Raw genomic sequence first — 17,960 nt, 5'->3', positions numbered from 1 at the left:
TAAAGAGTGAAATGGGATTAATGAAAGTGTTTTCGGGAAGTGAAATTTTAGCAATGGCGTTACAAGAAAAAATTGAAGCGATTGGTGTAAATGTAGTAGTGAAAAATAACATACAATCGGCTCGATTGGGAGGATTTGGAAATTCAGATTTAGCGGTTGAATTGTTTGTTCAGGAAACCGAGTTTGCAAAAGTAAACCCTGTTATTGAAGAATTTAGAATGAGTATTTAAATTAGTATATTTGCTATTCAAATACCTCTATAAGATGGATATAGCTGCAAAAAAGATAGAATTGATGGATTGGTTACTTCATATTGATGATGAAAGTAAACTGAAAAAAATAATAGCGCTTAAATCTGTTTTAGACCAGGAAGTTGTTGCTCATACCATAAGTGGTTATCCAGTTGATAAGGAAGAGTACATTACTATGGTAAAAGAGGCTGATGAACGAATTTCATCGGGAAAATACACAACTATTGAAGATCTAGAGAAGGAAATCGAGAAATGGTAATATGCAAAAGCTAATTACCATACTTTGGGATAATGAAGCGAAAGCCGATTTAAAATTAATATTTGAATTTATTAAATTAAAATCTCCTCAAGGAGCGAGAAACGTTAGCAGAGATATTGTACATCAAAGTAAAAACATTCATTTTGTTGGACAATATCAACTTGATGAATTCTTAGGAGAACCGTATAGAAGAATGATTGTTCGAGATTATAAAATTATTTATAAAATTCATTCTGAAACTGAAATTCGTATTCTTCAAATTTTTGACACTCGTCAGAATTCAATCAAATTGAAAAAGTAATTCGTGAATCCGCAGTAATTGAAATTACTACGTTTAAAAAATAAAAATGAAATATAAAATGTTGGTTTTGGACATGGATGATACTTTGTTGAACGATGATCATACCATTTCAAACGAAAATAAAGTGATGTTGGCTAAGACAAGAGAATTGGGGGTGCATATTGTTTTGGCATCCGGAAGACCAACGCCAGCAATGATTGCTTATGCCAAAGAATTACAATTAGATAATTCCTATATGATATCGTATAATGGAGCTGTCATTACAGATTTAAAAGAAGATAAAGTCATTTTTGAGCAAACGTTAACCCAAGGACAAATCCATGAATTGTATGATTACAGTTTGAAAAGTAAGACACACATTATTACTTATGTTGGTGGGAAAATTGTAAGTGAAACGGACTCTGAATATATTGAAATCGAAAAAAACATTACTGGTTTAGAACATAATAAAGTGGTAAGTTTTAAAGATGAAGTTCAATTTTCAGCTGTGAAATGTATTTTGTTAGAAGAGCCTGGTTACTTAAAAGAAGTAGAAAAAGACTTGAAAGCAGCGATGCCACATCTTAGTGTCAGCATGTCAAAGCCCTTTTTTCTTGAAGTGGCTCAAAATGGAATTGATAAAGGAGCCAGTATCAAATTTTTAGCCGAAAGGCTAAATATTCTTCAAAGTGAGATTATTGCTGTAGGAAATGCAGGGAATGATTTAACCATGATTGAATATGCAGGATTGGGTGTTTGGGTTGATAATGTAGATCCTGAATTAAGAGATAAAGGAGATGTTATTGTAGCTTCTAATAATAATCATGGCGTGGCTGAAGTGGTGAGACGATTTATCTTGAATTAAAAATTGTAATTCTAAAGAGCGGATTTTAAACGAATGCAGTTAGGTTCGCCAGGTTAAAAAAACAAGAAGGAGATGAAAAAAAACAACTCCTTCTCGCTGATTAATTTAAAAAAAATTATTCCTTTTTAGATTCGTACGTTACCATATTAATATCAACAGTTATTTCTTTTAAACGTTTGGCTATATTTTCTGGTATCTCTTGTTGGTATTTTCCACCAAGAATTCCCGCCAAGAATTTTTCTGTTTCAGCATACATAGCCATGCTGTTGACAGGTTTTCTAAAACCGTGACCTTCGTCATCAGCCAGCAGGTATGAAACTTGTTTTCCTTTTTCTCTCAAAGCAACAACAATTTGATCCGCTTCGGCTTTTTTAACTCTAGGGTCGTTTGCACCTTGAATTATCAATAAAGGTTTTACAATTTTATCGGCACTAAACAATGGACTTGCTTCTTGCATTCTTTTTTTACCTTCTTCTGTATTTGGATTACCAACCATTCCATACAATGAAGCTCTTGCAGCTTCCCAATAAGCCGGAATCGATTCTATTAAAGTAAAAAGATTACTTGGACCAACAATATCAACACCACAAGCATACAAGTCTGGAGTAAAAGCTAGTCCTGCCAAAGTTGCATAACCACCATAACTACCGCCCATAATGGCAACTTTATCTTTATTGGCAATTCCTTGGGCAATTAAATATTTTACACCCCAAGTAATATCGTCTTGCATCAATTTTCCCCATTGCAAATCACCGGCGTTCAGGAATTTTTTTCCGTAACCACCGCTTGCCCTAAAATTAGGTTGCAAAACCGCATAACCTCTATTTGCCAAAAATTGGGCAGTTGAATTGTAGCCCCAATTGTCTCTTGGTCCTTTTGGTCCTCCGTGAATTAGCATTATCACGGGTAAATTTTTGCCGTTTGAACCTACAGGAAGCGTTAAGTATCCTGAAATTTCCAAACCATCACTACTTTTATATGTTATAGGTGTCATTGCTGCTAAATACTGCTCTACCTTTTTTAAAGCTGGTCTTGATACATATTGTAAAAGTAATTCTTTGGTGTCGATATTGAAAAAATATACTTCTGCAGCATATTTATCTCCAGAAATTGTTACCAATAATTTTTTTTCATCTTTTGTTAAACTTTGAAAACTTACTTCTCTCCCCGGGAATTTCGATTGTAAAAACTTGTAGCTAGATTCCCAGTTTTTATCTTTCCAGTAGTAGGTGGTTTTATCATCCGTATAAGAAGTGAAAATAATTTTGTGTGTTATATCGCTTGTGGAAAGCCCACCAAAATCAACTTTGTTTTTTGGGTCGCTTTCTATTTTGGTGATTTTTTGAGTTCCTAAATCCATTAAAAGCAAAGTAGATAGATTTAAATCTCCTTTATTGCTAACAAAATAGGCTTGTTTGTTGTCTGGTGTCCAGCTGGCAATATAAGCTTGCTCTGTTACTGATGTTTCATAAATTGGAGTTAGTTTATCCCCTTCTTTTTTATATGCTGTGGTAGTTCCTTTATCATCAGTTTTAGAAAGAACCCTCAGGTTTTCATCCCAATCAAAGGTAAAACCAGTAACTCTTTCCTTGTTTTCATATATTTTAGTAAGTTCGCCCGTAGAAATTTTAAGTTGGTACAAATCGTGCCAAGCCTTGTCTCTTTCATTTAATGATACCATCATCAAATCAGGATTTTTCTTGCTGACCAAATTTATTCTTGCCGCAATTCCTTTTAGAGGGGTTAGATTTCTAGACACAGGAACTTTATTTGCTTCTGCTGATCCTATCGGGTCAACGGCAAAGATGTTTATGTTTTCATCCCCATTCTCGTCTTTAATATACAAGATATATTTGCCATCGTATGACCAGAAATAGCCTTGCATCGGACGTTTACTGTTAGTTAGTGGTCTAGCTTTTTCAAACGGTTCGTCAATTTTTTTGACCCAAATATTCATTATTCCCTCATATTCCTTCATAAAAGAAATAAATTTTCCGTCGGGACTTAATTGCCCTCCAGTAATTTCTGGATTTCCAAAAAACAACTCTCGGTCCAAAATTGGAGTTTCAGTTTTGTTGGTTTTTGTCTGAGCAACTGCAACATTGACCGTGAAAATAAATAGTGCAAGATGTAGAATGGTTTTTTTCATAAAATCAAGTTTTAAATGGTTTTAAGATTAGTTATTGATTGCAGAAAAAAGTTACAAAATTTTATCTTTTTTTTCTTGGGTTTTCTTTATAAACTTTCCTTTCATCTTTGTAAATAGATGTCAAGTTGTTTTAAGTATTTGATTGTCAATATTAAAAATAAAAAAGTAACTGTTTTAGAACACCTTTTTAAGGAAACTAAAAAGTGGAGGAAGGAATAAAATTAGATAATAATTCAATTTGAATATTTGAAAATGACCACAATTGCGAAAGTAGTTGTAGTTTTTAATTGTTCTTTTTCTTTGTAAATTAACGATTTCATTTTCCAGAATTTAGTTCGTAAATTTGCGCACTCAATTTTTTGACAACGATTTCATTAATTGAGTTATCTTATGGAAAATAGAAAAAAAGTAGCCTTTTATACCTTAGGCTGTAAACTAAACTTCTCAGAGACTTCTACGATTGCCCGTAACTTGCAAGACGAAGGTTTTGACCGCGTAGATTTTGAAGAAGTGGCTGATATGTATGTGATTAATACGTGCTCCGTTACTGAAAATGCTGATAAACAGTTCAAACAAGTCGTGCGAAAAGCAATGAAATTGAATGATAAAGCATTTGTTGCGGCTGTTGGTTGTTATGCGCAATTGAAACCGGAAGAATTAGCTAGTGTTGATGGAGTGGATTTAGTTCTTGGTGCAACTGAAAAATTTAAATTAGCGGATTACATCAATGATTTGTCTAAAAATGATTTTGGAGAAGTGCATTCCTGCGAAATTGCCGAAGCTGATTTTTATGTTGGAAGCTATTCGATAGGAGACAGAACCCGTGCTTTCTTAAAAGTTCAGGATGGTTGCGATTACAAATGTACCTACTGTACCATTCCGCTAGCAAGAGGGATTTCGAGAAGTGATGAATTGGAAAATGTACTGAAAAACGCTTCAGAAATTTCGAAACAAAACATCAAGGAAATTGTTCTTACCGGAGTAAATATTGGGGATTACGGAAAAGGAGAATTTGGAAATAAAAAACACGAACATACCTTTTTAGAATTAGTTCAGGAGTTAGACAAAGTAGAAGGAATCGAAAGATTACGAATTTCGTCTATTGAACCGAATTTATTGAAAAATGAAACGATAGAATTTGTATCAAAAAGTAGAACTTTTGTGCCACATTTTCACATTCCGCTGCAATCTGGAAGTAATGATATTCTAAAGTTGATGAAACGTCGTTACCAACGTGAAGTATATACTGAAAGAGTAAACAAAATCCGGGAAGTAATGCCGCACGCTTGTATTGGTGTGGATGTGATTGTTGGTTTTCCTGGCGAAACAGATGAACATTTTCTAGAAACCTACCATTTCTTAAATGAAATGAATATTTCGTATTTACACGTATTTACGTATTCGGAACGAGATAATACCGAAGCTGCTGCAATGGAAGGCGTTGTTCCTGCTAATGTTCGGGCTAAACGCAGCAAGATGTTACGTGGTTTGTCTGTTAAAAAACGCCGTGCTTTTTACGAAAGTCAGTTGGGAAGCAATAGAACTGTTTTGTTCGAAAGTGAAAATAAAGAAGGCTATATTCACGGTTTCACTGAAAATTATGTGAAAGTGAAAACACCTTGGAATCCAGAATTAGTAAATACGTTGCATGATATTAATTTGACAAAAATTGATGAAGACGGAAGCGTACGAATGGATTTTGTTACGAGTATGGTTTAGTTTTTAAACATATAAGTCATTTAAGTTTTTAGAACTAACCAGGGATTTAACAAACAAAGAGATTAAAAGATTAAGAGTGATATTTAAATAAGTGACTCGAAAGTTTTAAACCATTAATAGATTAAGAAAATTAAGCGTAAGACTTAATGAAACTTAATTTCTTAATGGTTTTATATTTTAAGCTTAAATGCCTTAATGGTTAAAACTTATATGACTTATATGGTTGAAAATTTTTAAGGATTCGTAGACCAGATACTACTGTTCTTAATGAAAACGCGTCGGTTTAATTTAAGTTGTGCGATGATTAATTCGGCCATATCTTCTGCCTGCATTACGGTTTCCGGATTACCGTCTGTCAATTTTAATTCTTTGGCCATATCAGTAGCAACAGTACTCGGCGTTAATGCCGTTACACGAATATTATGTTTACGAACTTCTTGCATCAGTGATTCCGTTAATCCTAAAACGGCAAATTTTGAAGCACTATAAGCACTCGTTAACGCATTTCCGCTTAATCCTGCTGTTGAAGAAATGTTGATGATATCACCAGTTTGTCTTTCTATCATATTTGGCAAAACGGCGCGTGTCACATAATAGGTTCCCATTAAGTTTACCTGAATGATGCGTTCCCAATCGGTCGGTTCTAATTCTAAGAATTTTCCAAAAGCGGCTATTCCAGCATTGTTGATCAAAATATCAATGGTTCCAAATTCAGCCAATGCTTTGGCAACGGCAGCGTTTACCGAATTGATATCAGCAACATCGGCGGTTGTTGCCATTGCTTTTACTCTCAAAGAACGCACTTTTGCCGCTACACTGTCTATTTCTTCTTGTGTACGTGCTACTAAAATTACATTTACGCCTTCTTTGGCTAATGCCAAAGCGATTGCTTTTCCAATTCCTTTTCCTGCGCCAGTGATTAGGGCATTTTTATTTTTTAAATCTGTCATTTTGTCTATTGTTTTAGGCCAATAAAAGGCTTAGTTTACTGTAAAAGTAGTACGTTTTACAGTTGAAATCTATTTTGATTTTCTATTTAATCTAAATTTAACGTTCTGTGATTTTGACTGAAATGAACATTATTTTTTGTCTAAAGTCAATTTGTAAATATCTGTTTCCAAGACTTCGGTGTCCTTGTCTTCACAAAGTAGGAACTCCATTTTTTCTTTTGAATTTGCGTACAAAGTCAATCCTTCGAATTTATGGGTGCTGCTAATTTTTTGGGTAAAATCGATTTTCATAGTTTTCAGGTTAATGCTCCCAATAAGACTTCCTAAAACTTCACCATCATCGTAAGTAGATTCGGTATCTTCGGCTGTGGCCAAAAAATAAATGCTGTCACCGACTAAAATCGCATCGGTAAAACTACTGCGTACTCCTTTTATTTTAGGGAGTTTGTATTCGTTTGATAGAATAGCAAAATCGTTAGTCAGATTTTTTCCTTCGATGGTGAAAAGGACATTTTTATTGGAGCTTCCGTTACCACGATTTAATAAAAACCAACTTTCGCCATTATAGATGGCGCCTTCGAGGTTGAAATCTTCTGGTTTTATTGCTCCAAAATTTTGCATGACGGCATACAAATCGCTGAGGTCATTTGTGGCGATTATCTCTTTATCAGTAGCATTGACTTGTATCATTTTGTTTCTTTTCTCGGTGGAACCGGAACCAAAAACATACAAGCTGTCTCCAAAATGGGTTATGGCTTCAAAATCTGCTTTGTCTTTTTTGAGTGTGTTCTCTGTTGGGTTTTCCAGTAACGGATGGCGTTTTAAATTTTTGGAATCCATTTGATATTCATAAAGAAAACCACTGTTGTCACCAATAATCAGTAGGGAGTTGTCTTTATAAATAAGTCCTGATGCGGAACCAATGCCGATGATTTGAAACAGTAAATCGAGTGTGAATTTTTCCATTGTATTTGTTTTTAAACGAGTGCCTAGCCCAGATAGAAGAGGAAATCCTTTTATTATTTTTCTTTAAAATAATAAAAGATTGCAACGGATAGCTGGAAAATGCTCCTGAAATTCATCAGGATTAATCCTTATAATTTATTATATTTGAGTTTACAAAGATAAAATATTTCTTATGAAGTCTATAAATCCCGATGATTTTAAAGTGATTGGCAAAATTGAATTGGCCAAAATTCCAACGAATTTGTTTAATGGCGCCAGTGATGACGCCAAAGAAGAGAAACTAGATAAGGTTCAGGCGAAATTGAGCGAGTTGCAGGATGTGATGTACGCGCACAATCGATACGGCGTTTTGATTTGTTTGCAAGGCATGGATACTTCTGGGAAGGATAGTCTGATTCGGGAAGTTTTCAAGGAATTTAATCCGCGTGGTGTTGAGGTGCATAGTTTTAAAACACCCAATTCAACGGAACTGGAACACGATTACTTGTGGCGACATTATTTGGCTTTACCAGAAAAAGGGAAATTCGCAGTTTTTAACAGAACTCATTATGAGAATGTTTTGGTGACACGGGTGCATCCGGAATATATTTTGAATGAAAATTTACCGGGAATTGAAAAAGTAGAAGATCTGACGCCACAGTTTTGGGAAGATCGTTTGGATCAAATTAATAATTTTGAAAAGCATATTACACAAAACGGGACTATTGTTTTGAAGTTTTACTTTCACATGAGTAAGGAAGAGCAACGCAAGCGCTTGCTGCGTAGATTAGAAGAAGTAGAGCACCACTGGAAGTTTTCGCCTGGAGATTTGAAAGAGCGCGAGCATTGGGATGAATACATGCAGTATTATGAGGAGGCAATTAATAAAACGGCTACTAAAAATGCGCCGTGGTATATTATTCCGGCTGATGATAAGGAAATGGCACGTTATGTTGTTGCTAAAATTATCTGGGAAGAAATGCAAAAATATACTGATATTAAGGAACCTAAATTAGATGAAAAAGTGAAAGCTAATTTTGAGATGTATAAAGAAATGTTGAAAAAAGAATAGACAAAAAAAATGCGCTGAATTTCAGCGCATTTTTTTATTGAATTATTTGTGGTTTATAGTTCAAAACCATAAGCTAAACGAACACCTACTTGTCCAACTCCTCTATTAAGAGAACCGTTATTGTTTAAACGATCAAAATGATTGTAGTGTGTATAGTTCAAAGAAATATCTATGTATTTAGTTGCATAACCTATACTTGGAGATAACAATAAAGAAGTTTTATCTCTGGTATTTTCTACATTACTTGTTGCAAATGCTGCACCAGCTTCTCCCATTACGTAAAATTGGTCATTCCATACGAAAGCTTTAAAACCTGCTTTAGCTGGGATGATACCTAAATCTTTTCCTTCTGTTTGACCAGGAAACCCATCAGCTTTGCTTACAAATAAATTAGTGTAACCTGTAGTCAACGTCAAAGAGTATCTTTTTGATAAATCATATTGTCCTCTTACATCTGCACCAAGTGATAATTTGTAAGGATCATTAACTGAATATCCTGCATTTGCACCAACACCTAAACGAAATCCTTGTTCGTAATTTGTTGCTTTGTTTGTTTCTTGAGCTTCTACATTGCTAGCAAACATCATTGAGATTGTAAGTGCTAGTGCGAATTTAATTTTTCCTGCGATTTTCATAATTGTATTTTTTAATATTTTCGTTGTTTTTACGGGTTTTGTTTGGTTAAAAACAACAGTGCAAAAGTAAGTCCTCAAGTATTTAAAAAGTTATAGAATTAAGTCCATTTGTTATAGAATTCCTTGTTTTGTATACCACAGCTAAAAAAAACAATTGTTTAAAGTGCAATAGTATCAACACAATTCAAAGCTTCTAATTATATTTGCCAAAAAAAGATAGAAAGTGAATTTATCAAAATACTTCAAAGAGTTTTCTTATAACATTAAATTAGCGTATCCCGTGGTTTTAGGAATGTTGGGACATACACTAATAGGAATAGTTGATAATTTCATGGTAGGCAAGTTAGGTTCTACTGAGTTGGCTGCGGTTTCGCTGGGAAATAGCTTTATATTTATTGCATTGTCTTTAGGAATAGGCTTTTCTACGGCAATTACGCCCTTAGTTGCTGAAGCGGATGCCGAAAAAGATGATCAAAAAATCCGCACCACTTTTCACCACGGATTGCTTTTATGCACCGTTTTAGGAGTTGCATTGTTTATTCTGACTGTGCTGTCCAAACAAATTATGTACATGATGCACCAACCCAAAGAAGTGGCTGATATGGCCGCTCCATATATAGATTGGGTGGCGTTTTCATTGATTCCAGTGATTATATACCAGGGTTACAAACAATTTGCGGATGGTTTAGCCAAAACTAAATATTCGATGTATGCTATTTTTATGGCAAATGTGGTACACATCTTCTTTAATTATGTTTTGATTTACGGAATTTGGATTTTTCCAAAATTAGGAATTCTGGGTGCTGCACTTGGAACGGTTTTGTCCAGAATAATGATGGTGGTTTTCATGCATTACTTGATGAAACAAAATTCGGCATTGAAAAAATATTTTAAGAATTTCAGTTTTAAAGAAATCCGCAAATCAATTTTGAAAAAAATTATTAATCTGGGTATGCCTTCAGCAATGCAAATGTTGTTTGAAGTAACGTTGTTTACCGCTGCGATATGGCTTTCTGGTTCTTTGGGAAAAAATAGTCAAGCTGCCAATCAGATTGCACTTATTTTGGCATCCTCCACTTTTATGGTTGCTATGGGTTTAAGTGTTACCGCAATGATCCGAGTGAGTCACACGAAAGGAATGAACGATTATAAAAATTTGATTGTCGTTGCAAGATCTATTTTTCTTTTGGCAATTATATTAGAAACTTTCTTCGCAATTATCTTTGTCGTGTTTCATAATTTTTTACCGCATTTATTCTTGAATATGAGCGATTCGACTCAAATGTTGGATAATGAAGAAATTATCTTAATCACTTCAAAATTACTATTGATTGCAGCCATTTTTCAAATCTCAGATGGCATTCAAGTTGTGGTTTTAGGAGCATTACGTGGTTTGCAAGATGTGAAAATCCCAATGTACATTACCTTTGTGGCGTATTGGGTTATTGGTTTTCCTATTTCCTATTATTTAGGAAAATACACAGAACTGAAAGCCGTTGGAATCTGGATAGGACTTCTGGCAGGATTAACCGCTGCCGCTTTATTTTTGTATATTCGCTTTGCGAGATTGACAAGAAAGTTGGTGATGCAAAACGAGAATAAATAAAATAATAAATTACTTAAATATTAAATTCATGGAATTACCAAAATTTTTACTAGGCGACAATACTGATTTTCCCGAAGATATTTTTATCATACATCTTGATTACCCAAGATTTATCATCAATCTGAAAGATGATGAAGTAGAGTTTATCGAAGAAGCAGAGGATCTTGACGAGGCAGAATTAAATGCTGAAATGGAAGGATTAGTCGTTCTTGCCAATGAATTTTACGATCGTGAAATGGAACGCTACGAAAAAGAGTAGGTTTATTTTTTAAAATACTTTTCTAATAATTTTTGAGCGGCTGCAAAAGGTGAAATTTCATCATTTTGCACCGCTTTTTTAGTTGATTCCAGTGATTTTTGAATTTCTGGATTGTTGTAAAAATTCGTTTTCAATTGCTCGTTGATGGTTTCCAGCATCCAATATTGGTTTTGTTCTTTCCGTTTTTCAAAGAAATAGTTGTTGCCTTTTGTCAGCTCTAGAAATTTCTGAATGGTTTCCCAAACATCGGATATTCCTTCATGGGTAATGGCGCTGCAGGCTGCGGTTGTAGGAGTCCAACCTGATTTCTTGGCAGGAAAAAGATGCAATGCCCTATTAAATTCCAGTTTGGCAAGATTGGCTCTTTTAATATTATCACCATCGGCTTTGTTGATGATAATAGCATCTGCCATTTCCATGATTCCGCGTTTGATGCCTTGCAATTCATCGCCGGCACCAGAAATTTTTAATAAAAGAAAAAAATCAACCATGCTGTGAACGGCGGTTTCACTTTGGCCTACGCCAACGGTTTCTATGATGATGGTATCAAAACCGGCAGCCTCACAAAGCGTTATGGTTTCTCGGGTTTTTCGAGCCACACCACCTAATGTTTCCCCAGAAGCTGAGGGACGTATAAAAGCATTTTTATCTTTGACCAATTCTTCCATTCGAGTTTTATCACCCAAAATACTTCCATGCGAAATCGTGCTGCTGGGATCAACGGCAAGTACAGCTACTTTTTTCCCTAAACCAGTCAAGTATTTTCCAAAAGCTTCAATAAATGTACTTTTTCCAACGCCTGGAACGCCTGTAATTCCTATTCTGACAGATTTGTTTGCGTAAGGTAAGCAGGCATTTATTACTTCATTGGCTTTCGCCAAATGATTGATATTCGTACTTTCGACTAAAGTAATCGCACGACTCAGTGCAGTAATATTTTCGTTTAAAATTCCTTCAACGAGTTCTTTTGCAGAAGGTTGTATTTTTCTAATTTGCTGAATATGCCCAACAGCAACGGCACTGACAATTTCAGGAGCAGAAATTCCGGGTTTTTCGTTTAAGGCGCTTGGATGGTGTTTTTTCTTTGGCAAAACTATTTTTTAGAATAGTAAAAATAATAAAAACTATCTTGAATAGACGGTCATTCTCTTAAAATGTCATTTCATTTTGATGGTTCCTCTTTTGCGAAGGATATATCACAAATTTTATTTTATTGAATTCATTTTATTTCTCATTAGTCAATATCTTTGCGGTATTATGACCAACTTCATCCTAATCTTTGTTTTTTTATTCCTTGGAATTTTATTCCAGAATATAAAAGGGTTTCCTGTAACTATTTACAAGCTCTTAAACAAGATTGTTATTTACATCTGTCTTCCAGCACTGGCTTTATATTATATTCCAAAAATAAAATGGAGCAATGAATTGTTATTTCCAATTGGAGTTGCTTGGATTGGGTTTATTGTCTCCTATTTCTTTTTTAGTATATTAGGAAATAGGTTGGGATGGTCTAAAAAACTTATTGGTTGTTTAATTTTAACGGCCGGTTTGGGGAACACTTCCTTTTTAGGTTTTCCAATAATTGAAGCATTATATGGGGAAGAAGGTTTGGAAACGGCTATTTTAGTCGATCAACCTGGTTCTTTTGTGGTTCTTTCTACCTTAGGAATTTTAGTGGCAACTTTATATTCCAGTGGTAACCCAAATGGTTTTCAAATCGCAAAGAAGATTCTTTTCTTTCCGCCATTTATAACTTTTTTGATTGCCTGTTTGATGAATGTTTTTAATGTCGATTTCCATGAATACGTACAGCTTGTATTTCAAAAATTGGGAAGTGGAGTAACACCTTTGGCTTTGCTTTCTGTTGGTTTGCAACTGCGCTTTGACCGAAAAAGCCAGCATTGGAGGTTTTTAGGACTGGGACTTCTGTATAAATTAATATTGACTCCTGCTCTCATTTACGTATTGTATGTCGTAATTTTGCAACAGCATTCTAAAATTATTCAAGTTGCTATAATGGAGTCAGCTATGGCACCTATGATAACGGCTTGTATTTTAGCCTCTACCCACGGTTTAAAACCCCGTTTAAGCAGCATGATGATAGGTTTCGGAATTCCATTATCGTTTATCACCTTGTTATTTTGGTATTTTGTGGTTCAGTATGTTTAATTTTTTAAGCCTGAATCGGAACTAATAATTAGTAATATATTTTAAAAAAAACATGAATTCATCTCTTGATACTACATCAGAAATAGATACAGCTCCCATTGCTCAGCAAACCGTTTATTCTATATTATTTTCGATAGCATTTGCCCATTTATTGAATGATTTATTACAAGCCGTAATTCCGGCAGCGTATCCTATTTTAAAAGAAAATTTCAATTTAACCTTCACGCAAATCGGATTAATCACTTTGGCGTATCAATTGGCGGCCTCTATATTACAGCCTTTGGTTGGTTTATATACCGATAAAAGGCCGAAGCCTTTCTCCCAAATTTTCGGAATGCTGTTTACTTTATCCGGAATTGTATGTTTATCGTATGCTTCCAGTTTTGAAATGATCATAATTTCAGTTGTTTTGGTCGGAATTGGTTCTTCCATTTTTCACCCTGAAGCTTCTAGAATCTCCTTTTTGGCATCAGGTGGAAAGCGTGGTTTGGCACAATCCATTTTTCAGTTGGGAGGGAATGCCGGAACTGCAATCGGACCTTTATTAGTTGCCTTAATTGTAGTTCCAAATTCACAATATTATATCATTTGGTTTGTGGTTGTTGCCATCATCGGATTGATTGTCTTGAGTAGAATTGCACTTTGGTACCAAAACCATTTGAGTTTAAGAAGTGCAAAGAAAGCCGTAATCGATTTGCCCAATTTGTCCCAAAAGAAGATTGTAATTTCGGTGGGAATTTTACTGGTTTTGATCTTTTCAAAATTCTTTTACATGGCCAGCATGTCCAGTTATTTTACGTTTTATTTGATCGAAAAATTTGGATTATCGGTTCAAGAAGCGCAATTTCATTTGGTTTTATTTTTGGCCTCTTGCGCCATAGGAACTTTAATTGGCGGACCGTTAGGCGATAAATTCGGAAGAAAATACGTGATTTGGTTTTCTGTCTTGGGAGCAGCGCCTTTCACATTATTGTTGCCGTATGTTGATTTGTTTTGGACAGGCGTTTTGTCGGTCGTAATTGGAATTGTAATTTCCTCTGCATTTCCGGCAATCTTGGTTTATGCGCAAGAATTATTGCCTAAAAAACTCGGAATGGTTTCTGGTCTTTTCTATGGTTTTGCATTTGGAATGGGTGGTTTGGGTTCCGCTTTATTGGGTAATCTAGCCGATCACACCAGCATAACGTACGTTTATTATCTTTGCGCCTATTTGCCTCTGATAGGGATTATAGCGCTCTTTTTACCTAATTTAAAGAAAAAATAACACTTCTTTTCAGGAGCTTTTTCCTGCTCTGCACTGTATTCCCGATTAATAGAAACTACGGCTGAAAAAGCCTTGTTTTTCTTAATCGGGAGATGCCGTTGCGATCAGGGCTAGGGCATTTGGTTTTCTCATTGCGTTTTTTGGAAGTATTGCTTTCTGTTTTCCATAAAAATTAGTACAACTTTAAGATTAGTTTTCTCCTTTATTGCTTTTATTTCAATACCTTACATTGTTACTAATCTATAAATTAAATTACTATGGCAACAGTACGATTAGGCGATATTGCTCCTGATTTTGAAGCAGAAACGTCACAAGGAAAAATAAAATTTCATGAATGGTTAGGAGATTCTTGGGGAGTTCTTTTCTCTCATCCGGCTGATTTTACACCTGTTTGCACCACTGAGTTAGGAACAGTTGCGAATTATTATCCTGAATTTAAAAAACGAAATGTAAAAGTAATCGCATTGAGTGTTGATGGAGTAGCTTCACACATGGAATGGATCAAAGACATCAACGAAACTCAAAATACAACAGTAAACTTCCCCATAATTGCCGATGAAGACAAGCGTATAGCTGAATTATATGATATGATTCATCCCAATGCAAGTGAGAGTTTCACGGTTCGTTCTGTTTTTATAATTGGACCAGACAAAAAAATAAAATTAACGTTAACCTATCCTGCTTCAACCGGTAGAAATTTCGATGAATTATTGCGTGTAATTGACAGTTTACAATTGACAGCGAAATACAGCGTAGCAACGCCGGCCAACTGGAAAGATGGTGATAAGGTAGTAATCTCGACCTCTGTCAAGGATGAAGATATCGCTGCTAAATTTCCGAAAGGGTATGAAAGAGTAAAACCGTATTTAAGAATGACATCACAACCTAATAAATAGTAAATTTTTAGAGTACTTCATAAATAAAAAAGCAGAATGAATTTATTTTCATTCTGCTTTTCTATTTCGTCAAAAGTTTAATGCTTTACTTCTTATTGGTTATTAATAACCCGGAAATAATGATTCCCATGCTTATGATCTGGGTTAGTAAAATGGCTTGATTTAGAAAAAAATACGCCAAAATTCCACTAAAGACCGGAATCAAATAATAAATTAAGGCTGTTTTTGAAGTTCCAATTAACCGAATGGCTTCGTTCCATAAATAAAATGAAATTAAGGAAGCGCAGATGCCTACATAAGTGGTTACCAAAACTGTTTTAGTGTCAAAAATTACTTTTTTATAATAGAGGTGTTCATACATGTAAAACGGAAACAGTAAAATTGTACCAATTACAAAAACACTGAACAAAAATACTTTTGGACTTAATTCATCTGGTTTTTGTCGAACCAATATCGTGTAATAAGCAAAAAAGAAGCAAGCTACAAGCATTAATAAATCCCCAATAGTAAAGTTGATATGCAGTAATGCATATAAGGAACCTTTGGAAATAAGTACTAGAACTCCTGTGATTATGGTTGCAATTCCCACTATTTTTATGTTGGAGACTTTCTCTTTAAAAATAATTCTGGAGAGTACAACAATAAATAACGGTATTGAAATGGCGATTAAAGATAAGTTGACTGCACTCGTTGTTTTCCCCGCAAAGTAAATTAGCGTATTAAAAATAGTGATTCCTAATACGGCTGTAAGCGTGAGATACCGAATGTGTTTCTTTACCATTTTGAAATTTTCATAAGTGCTTTTTATAGCAAATGGAGCCAAAACAATACAAGCAACAGTCCAGCGCCAAAAAGCCAATCCAACAGGGGGAATGTGACCTTTTATCCCACTGGCAATTACCATATTTACAGACCATAGTAAGGTAGCAAATAAGGCAAAAAAAACTCCTTTAGTCGTATTGCTCATTAAACCAAATTATGAATTTTGCCATACTGTAATAACATAATTGTCTTTGCATCCTGTATTTGACCGGCTTCGATCATAGCATAAGCTTCGTCAAAAGTCATTTCCATCACATCTATATTTTCTTCTTCATGTTCCACTCCACCACCGTCGCTTACTTTCATAGATTCATCGTATTCGCCAACAAATAAATATAAAATTTCAGTTACAGCACCGGGAGACATATACGTTTCCATCACCTTTTTGACCTTAGAAATACGATATCCTGTTTCTTCTTCAGTTTCTCGAATGATGCATTGCTCCGGATTATCTTGGTCCAAAAGTCCTGCGCAAACCTCAATCATCATTCCGGTTTCATTTCCGTTAAGGTACGTTGGCAAGCGAAACTGTCTCGTTAGAATAACTGTTTTTTGTTGTGTGTTATAAAGTAAAATGGCGGCGCCGTTTCCTCTATCGTAAACTTCTCTTTTTTGGGTAATCCAAGAGTCGTCTTTTTTTTGATAGCCAAAAGTTACTTTGTTTAATATATACCAGTTGTCAGACAGAATTTCAGTGTTTTGGATTTTAATAGTTGGATTTTTCATTTTATTTTGTAATAATATTTTTAAGGATTTCGAGGTTTAGCAGCTAAGTTTTTATACGTGGAGCCCCAGTTATTATTGTTGGTGTCATTAGGAGTACCATCAGCAGTGAGCAGTGCATCTTGGTCATTTTTATCGTATTTCCATACCCATGCACATACAGAAAATCCTCTATTGTATACAGCATTAAGAAAATAGCGAGGGTCCATTAAAATCCCTGCATTCATAGGTGCTGTTTCTCCAAAAAGGACTGGTAAGTTTTGCTGTTTTAATAAATCCAGCCTATTGTCTATTGCAATTTCACTATCTAATAGCCATTTTTCATATGCGTGAATATCAAAGACAATATTAGAATTTTTTTGTAGAAAAGAATTCCCTTTTTTTAGCAAAACACTTTCGTCTTGTCCTTGTTCAGCACATGGTACAAGAATGATGGAGGGATTACCTGTAATTCTAATAATGGCAACAAGTTCTGTCATGTCTTTTTCCCAGACTTCATCAGTATAACCATCAGCTCTGTCAAATCTGTAGGGCTCATTCCATACTTCGATCCATACATCTGGTTGATTTTTAAAATGCAACGCCCATTCTTGTAGTTTTTCTTTATAGGGTTTCCACCAAATGGTTTTTGAAGGACTTTTGCCTGTAAATTCTGTTTCGTTTTTTCCGTCCCAACCAAAACCGCATAAAATAGTAATTCTGTTATTTTTTCGATTTCCATCCACAATACTTTGTAATGAATGTAAAAAAGAACCATTACTGTCTTTTATAGGCATACCGGTTAAGGGTTGTTCTTGAACATTTCCTATAAATTCCCGCGCTATGTCCATATTCCAACTACTCATTTTTAGGTCATTTGCCCCAAAAACTTGAAATGAATTTGTTCCAATCAACTGAATGGGTTGGTTGTCTTTCAATATTTTATTTCCTTTGATGCTATATTTATGATTGTCAGTGCTTAAAGTAATATCTTGCTCCTCCCTACAAGACAAAAGCATACTAAAACAAGCAAATAGAATTGCGTACTGTAAAAATTTTTCTTGTTTTGGTATCATGGTGAGCTGAAAATGGGTTAGCTATTCGATTACTAAAGTAT

At 34.8% G+C, this 17,960-nt stretch carries 19 protein-coding genes; 11 read left to right on the top strand and 8 right to left on the bottom strand.

Annotated elements, in window-relative coordinates; genetic code table 11:
* Positions 1-11: 11 nt before the first annotated feature.
* Genes G7A72_RS05670 through G7A72_RS05655 form a run of 4 tightly spaced genes read left to right on the top strand, consistent with a single transcriptional unit; the run spans position 12 to position 1,655 of the window.
* Positions 12-230, top strand: coding sequence for a DUF2007 domain-containing protein (locus G7A72_RS05670; RefSeq protein WP_113633582.1), 219 nt, complete (start codon positions 12-14; stop codon positions 228-230).
* Positions 231-264: 34 nt separating this feature from the next.
* On the top strand, positions 265-510 hold the full coding sequence (locus G7A72_RS05665) for a hypothetical protein (protein WP_165151777.1): 246 nt from the start codon (positions 265-267) through the stop codon (positions 508-510).
* Position 511: 1 nt separating this feature from the next.
* The gene (locus G7A72_RS05660; protein WP_165151776.1) at positions 512-811 is read left to right on the top strand and encodes a type II toxin-antitoxin system RelE/ParE family toxin; all 300 of its coding nucleotides are present in this window, start codon (positions 512-514) and stop codon (positions 809-811) included.
* A gap of 46 nt (positions 812-857) precedes the next feature.
* Positions 858-1,655, top strand: a complete 798-nt coding sequence (locus tag G7A72_RS05655) for a Cof-type HAD-IIB family hydrolase (RefSeq protein ID WP_165151775.1) — start codon at positions 858-860, stop codon at positions 1,653-1,655.
* Between the two features lie 115 nt (positions 1,656-1,770).
* Here G7A72_RS05655 and G7A72_RS05650 read toward each other — a convergent pair whose 3' ends face one another.
* Positions 1,771-3,804, bottom strand: coding sequence for a S9 family peptidase (locus G7A72_RS05650; RefSeq protein WP_165151774.1), 2,034 nt, complete (start codon positions 3,802-3,804; stop codon positions 1,771-1,773).
* Positions 3,805-4,194: 390 nt separating this feature from the next.
* On the opposite strand from G7A72_RS05650, the gene mtaB reads away from it, so the two are divergent.
* Positions 4,195-5,523 carry a tRNA (N(6)-L-threonylcarbamoyladenosine(37)-C(2))-methylthiotransferase MtaB gene (gene mtaB / locus G7A72_RS05645; RefSeq protein ID WP_165151773.1) on the top strand — a complete coding sequence of 443 codons (1,329 nt, stop codon included), beginning with the start codon at positions 4,195-4,197 and terminating at the stop codon, positions 5,521-5,523.
* Between the two features lie 233 nt (positions 5,524-5,756).
* On the opposite strand, the gene G7A72_RS05640 is transcribed toward mtaB, so the two are convergent.
* The gene (locus tag G7A72_RS05640) at positions 5,757-6,473 is read right to left on the bottom strand and encodes a 3-ketoacyl-ACP reductase (protein WP_165151772.1); all 717 of its coding nucleotides are present in this window, start codon (positions 6,471-6,473) and stop codon (positions 5,757-5,759) included.
* A gap of 129 nt (positions 6,474-6,602) precedes the next feature.
* A complete protein-coding gene (locus G7A72_RS05635) occupies positions 6,603-7,439 on the bottom strand; it encodes a hypothetical protein (protein ID WP_165151771.1) in 837 nt (278 codons plus the stop codon).
* Positions 7,440-7,611: 172 nt separating this feature from the next.
* On the opposite strand from G7A72_RS05635, the gene G7A72_RS05630 reads away from it, so the two are divergent.
* Complete coding sequence (locus G7A72_RS05630; protein ID WP_165151770.1) at positions 7,612-8,490, top strand: PPK2 family polyphosphate kinase; 879 nt, start codon at positions 7,612-7,614, stop codon at positions 8,488-8,490.
* Between the two features lie 53 nt (positions 8,491-8,543).
* Here the strand turns inward: G7A72_RS05630 and G7A72_RS05625 are convergent, their stop codons facing one another.
* Positions 8,544-9,125 (bottom strand): hypothetical protein, encoded by a 582-nt coding sequence (locus G7A72_RS05625; protein WP_113665501.1) that lies wholly within the window; start codon positions 9,123-9,125, stop codon positions 8,544-8,546.
* A 223-nt stretch (positions 9,126-9,348) separates the two neighbouring features.
* Between G7A72_RS05625 and G7A72_RS05620 the strand changes: the two genes are divergently transcribed.
* Together G7A72_RS05620 and G7A72_RS05615 are read left to right on the top strand one after the other, a co-directional pair.
* Entirely contained in the window at positions 9,349-10,731 is a 1,383-nt protein-coding gene (locus G7A72_RS05620) for an MATE family efflux transporter (RefSeq protein WP_165151769.1), read from the top strand.
* A 28-nt stretch (positions 10,732-10,759) separates the two neighbouring features.
* Positions 10,760-10,990: a hypothetical protein gene (locus tag G7A72_RS05615; RefSeq protein ID WP_165151768.1), complete on the top strand. Its 231-nt coding sequence runs from the start codon at positions 10,760-10,762 to the stop codon at positions 10,988-10,990.
* Positions 10,991-10,992: 2 nt separating this feature from the next.
* On the opposite strand, the gene meaB is transcribed toward G7A72_RS05615, so the two are convergent.
* Positions 10,993-12,081: a methylmalonyl Co-A mutase-associated GTPase MeaB gene (gene meaB, locus G7A72_RS05610; RefSeq protein ID WP_165151767.1), complete on the bottom strand. Its 1,089-nt coding sequence runs from the start codon at positions 12,079-12,081 to the stop codon at positions 10,993-10,995.
* 166 nt (positions 12,082-12,247) lie between these two features.
* On the opposite strand from meaB, the gene G7A72_RS05605 reads away from it, so the two are divergent.
* From G7A72_RS05605 to G7A72_RS05595, 3 genes are all read left to right on the top strand, one after another.
* Positions 12,248-13,159: an AEC family transporter gene (locus G7A72_RS05605; RefSeq protein WP_165151766.1), complete on the top strand. Its 912-nt coding sequence runs from the start codon at positions 12,248-12,250 to the stop codon at positions 13,157-13,159.
* A gap of 52 nt (positions 13,160-13,211) precedes the next feature.
* The gene (locus G7A72_RS05600; protein WP_165151765.1) at positions 13,212-14,423 is read left to right on the top strand and encodes an MFS transporter; all 1,212 of its coding nucleotides are present in this window, start codon (positions 13,212-13,214) and stop codon (positions 14,421-14,423) included.
* Positions 14,424-14,680: 257 nt separating this feature from the next.
* A complete protein-coding gene (locus tag G7A72_RS05595; protein ID WP_165151764.1) occupies positions 14,681-15,319 on the top strand; it encodes a peroxiredoxin in 639 nt (212 codons plus the stop codon).
* An 85-nt stretch (positions 15,320-15,404) separates the two neighbouring features.
* Here the strand turns inward: G7A72_RS05595 and G7A72_RS05590 are convergent, their stop codons facing one another.
* The 3 genes from G7A72_RS05590 to G7A72_RS05580 are packed head-to-tail and all read right to left on the bottom strand — an operon-like array spanning position 15,405 to position 17,919.
* The gene (locus G7A72_RS05590) at positions 15,405-16,286 is read right to left on the bottom strand and encodes a DMT family transporter (RefSeq protein WP_165151763.1); all 882 of its coding nucleotides are present in this window, start codon (positions 16,284-16,286) and stop codon (positions 15,405-15,407) included.
* Positions 16,286-16,867: a GDP-mannose pyrophosphatase NudK gene (gene nudK / locus G7A72_RS05585; protein WP_165151762.1), complete on the bottom strand. Its 582-nt coding sequence runs from the start codon at positions 16,865-16,867 to the stop codon at positions 16,286-16,288. The genes G7A72_RS05590 and nudK overlap by 1 nt, the downstream gene beginning before the upstream one ends.
* A 20-nt stretch (positions 16,868-16,887) precedes the next feature.
* The gene (locus G7A72_RS05580; RefSeq protein ID WP_165151761.1) at positions 16,888-17,919 is read right to left on the bottom strand and encodes a glycoside hydrolase family 5 protein; all 1,032 of its coding nucleotides are present in this window, start codon (positions 17,917-17,919) and stop codon (positions 16,888-16,890) included.
* Positions 17,920-17,960 lie beyond the last annotated feature (41 nt).

The sequence above is a fragment of the Flavobacterium sp. Sr18 genome (assembly GCF_011064265.1).
GTDB lineage: Bacteria > Bacteroidota > Bacteroidia > Flavobacteriales > Flavobacteriaceae > Flavobacterium > Flavobacterium petrolei.
The sequence above is the reverse complement of the archived record's forward strand: the minus strand, read 5'-3'. Positions and strand labels throughout refer to the sequence as shown.

Bases quoted from the DNA above. Each gene is read 5' to 3' on its own strand.
- G7A72_RS05600 (WP_165151765.1), top strand. From the start codon at position 13,212: ATGAATTCATCTCTTGATACTACATCAGAAATAGATACAGCTCCCATT.
- nudK (WP_165151762.1), bottom strand. From the start codon at position 16,867: ATGAAAAATCCAACTATTAAAATCCAAAACACTGAAATTCTGTCTGAC.
- G7A72_RS05625 (WP_113665501.1), bottom strand. From the start codon at position 9,125: ATGAAAATCGCAGGAAAAATTAAATTCGCACTAGCACTTACAATCTCA.
- G7A72_RS05595 (WP_165151764.1), top strand. From the start codon at position 14,681: ATGGCAACAGTACGATTAGGCGATATTGCTCCTGATTTTGAAGCAGAA.
- G7A72_RS05630 (WP_165151770.1), top strand. From the start codon at position 7,612: ATGAAGTCTATAAATCCCGATGATTTTAAAGTGATTGGCAAAATTGAA.
- G7A72_RS05660 (WP_165151776.1), top strand. From the start codon at position 512: ATGCAAAAGCTAATTACCATACTTTGGGATAATGAAGCGAAAGCCGAT.
- G7A72_RS05615 (WP_165151768.1), top strand. From the start codon at position 10,760: ATGGAATTACCAAAATTTTTACTAGGCGACAATACTGATTTTCCCGAA.
- G7A72_RS05580 (WP_165151761.1), bottom strand. From the start codon at position 17,919: ATGATACCAAAACAAGAAAAATTTTTACAGTACGCAATTCTATTTGCT.
- G7A72_RS05670 (WP_113633582.1), top strand. From the start codon at position 12: ATGGGATTAATGAAAGTGTTTTCGGGAAGTGAAATTTTAGCAATGGCG.
- G7A72_RS05650 (WP_165151774.1), bottom strand. From the start codon at position 3,804: ATGAAAAAAACCATTCTACATCTTGCACTATTTATTTTCACGGTCAAT.
- G7A72_RS05655 (WP_165151775.1), top strand. From the start codon at position 858: ATGAAATATAAAATGTTGGTTTTGGACATGGATGATACTTTGTTGAAC.
- G7A72_RS05665 (WP_165151777.1), top strand. From the start codon at position 265: ATGGATATAGCTGCAAAAAAGATAGAATTGATGGATTGGTTACTTCAT.
- G7A72_RS05640 (WP_165151772.1), bottom strand. From the start codon at position 6,473: ATGACAGATTTAAAAAATAAAAATGCCCTAATCACTGGCGCAGGAAAA.
- G7A72_RS05590 (WP_165151763.1), bottom strand. From the start codon at position 16,286: ATGAGCAATACGACTAAAGGAGTTTTTTTTGCCTTATTTGCTACCTTA.
- mtaB (WP_165151773.1), top strand. From the start codon at position 4,195: ATGGAAAATAGAAAAAAAGTAGCCTTTTATACCTTAGGCTGTAAACTA.
- G7A72_RS05605 (WP_165151766.1), top strand. From the start codon at position 12,248: ATGACCAACTTCATCCTAATCTTTGTTTTTTTATTCCTTGGAATTTTA.
- G7A72_RS05635 (WP_165151771.1), bottom strand. From the start codon at position 7,439: ATGGAAAAATTCACACTCGATTTACTGTTTCAAATCATCGGCATTGGT.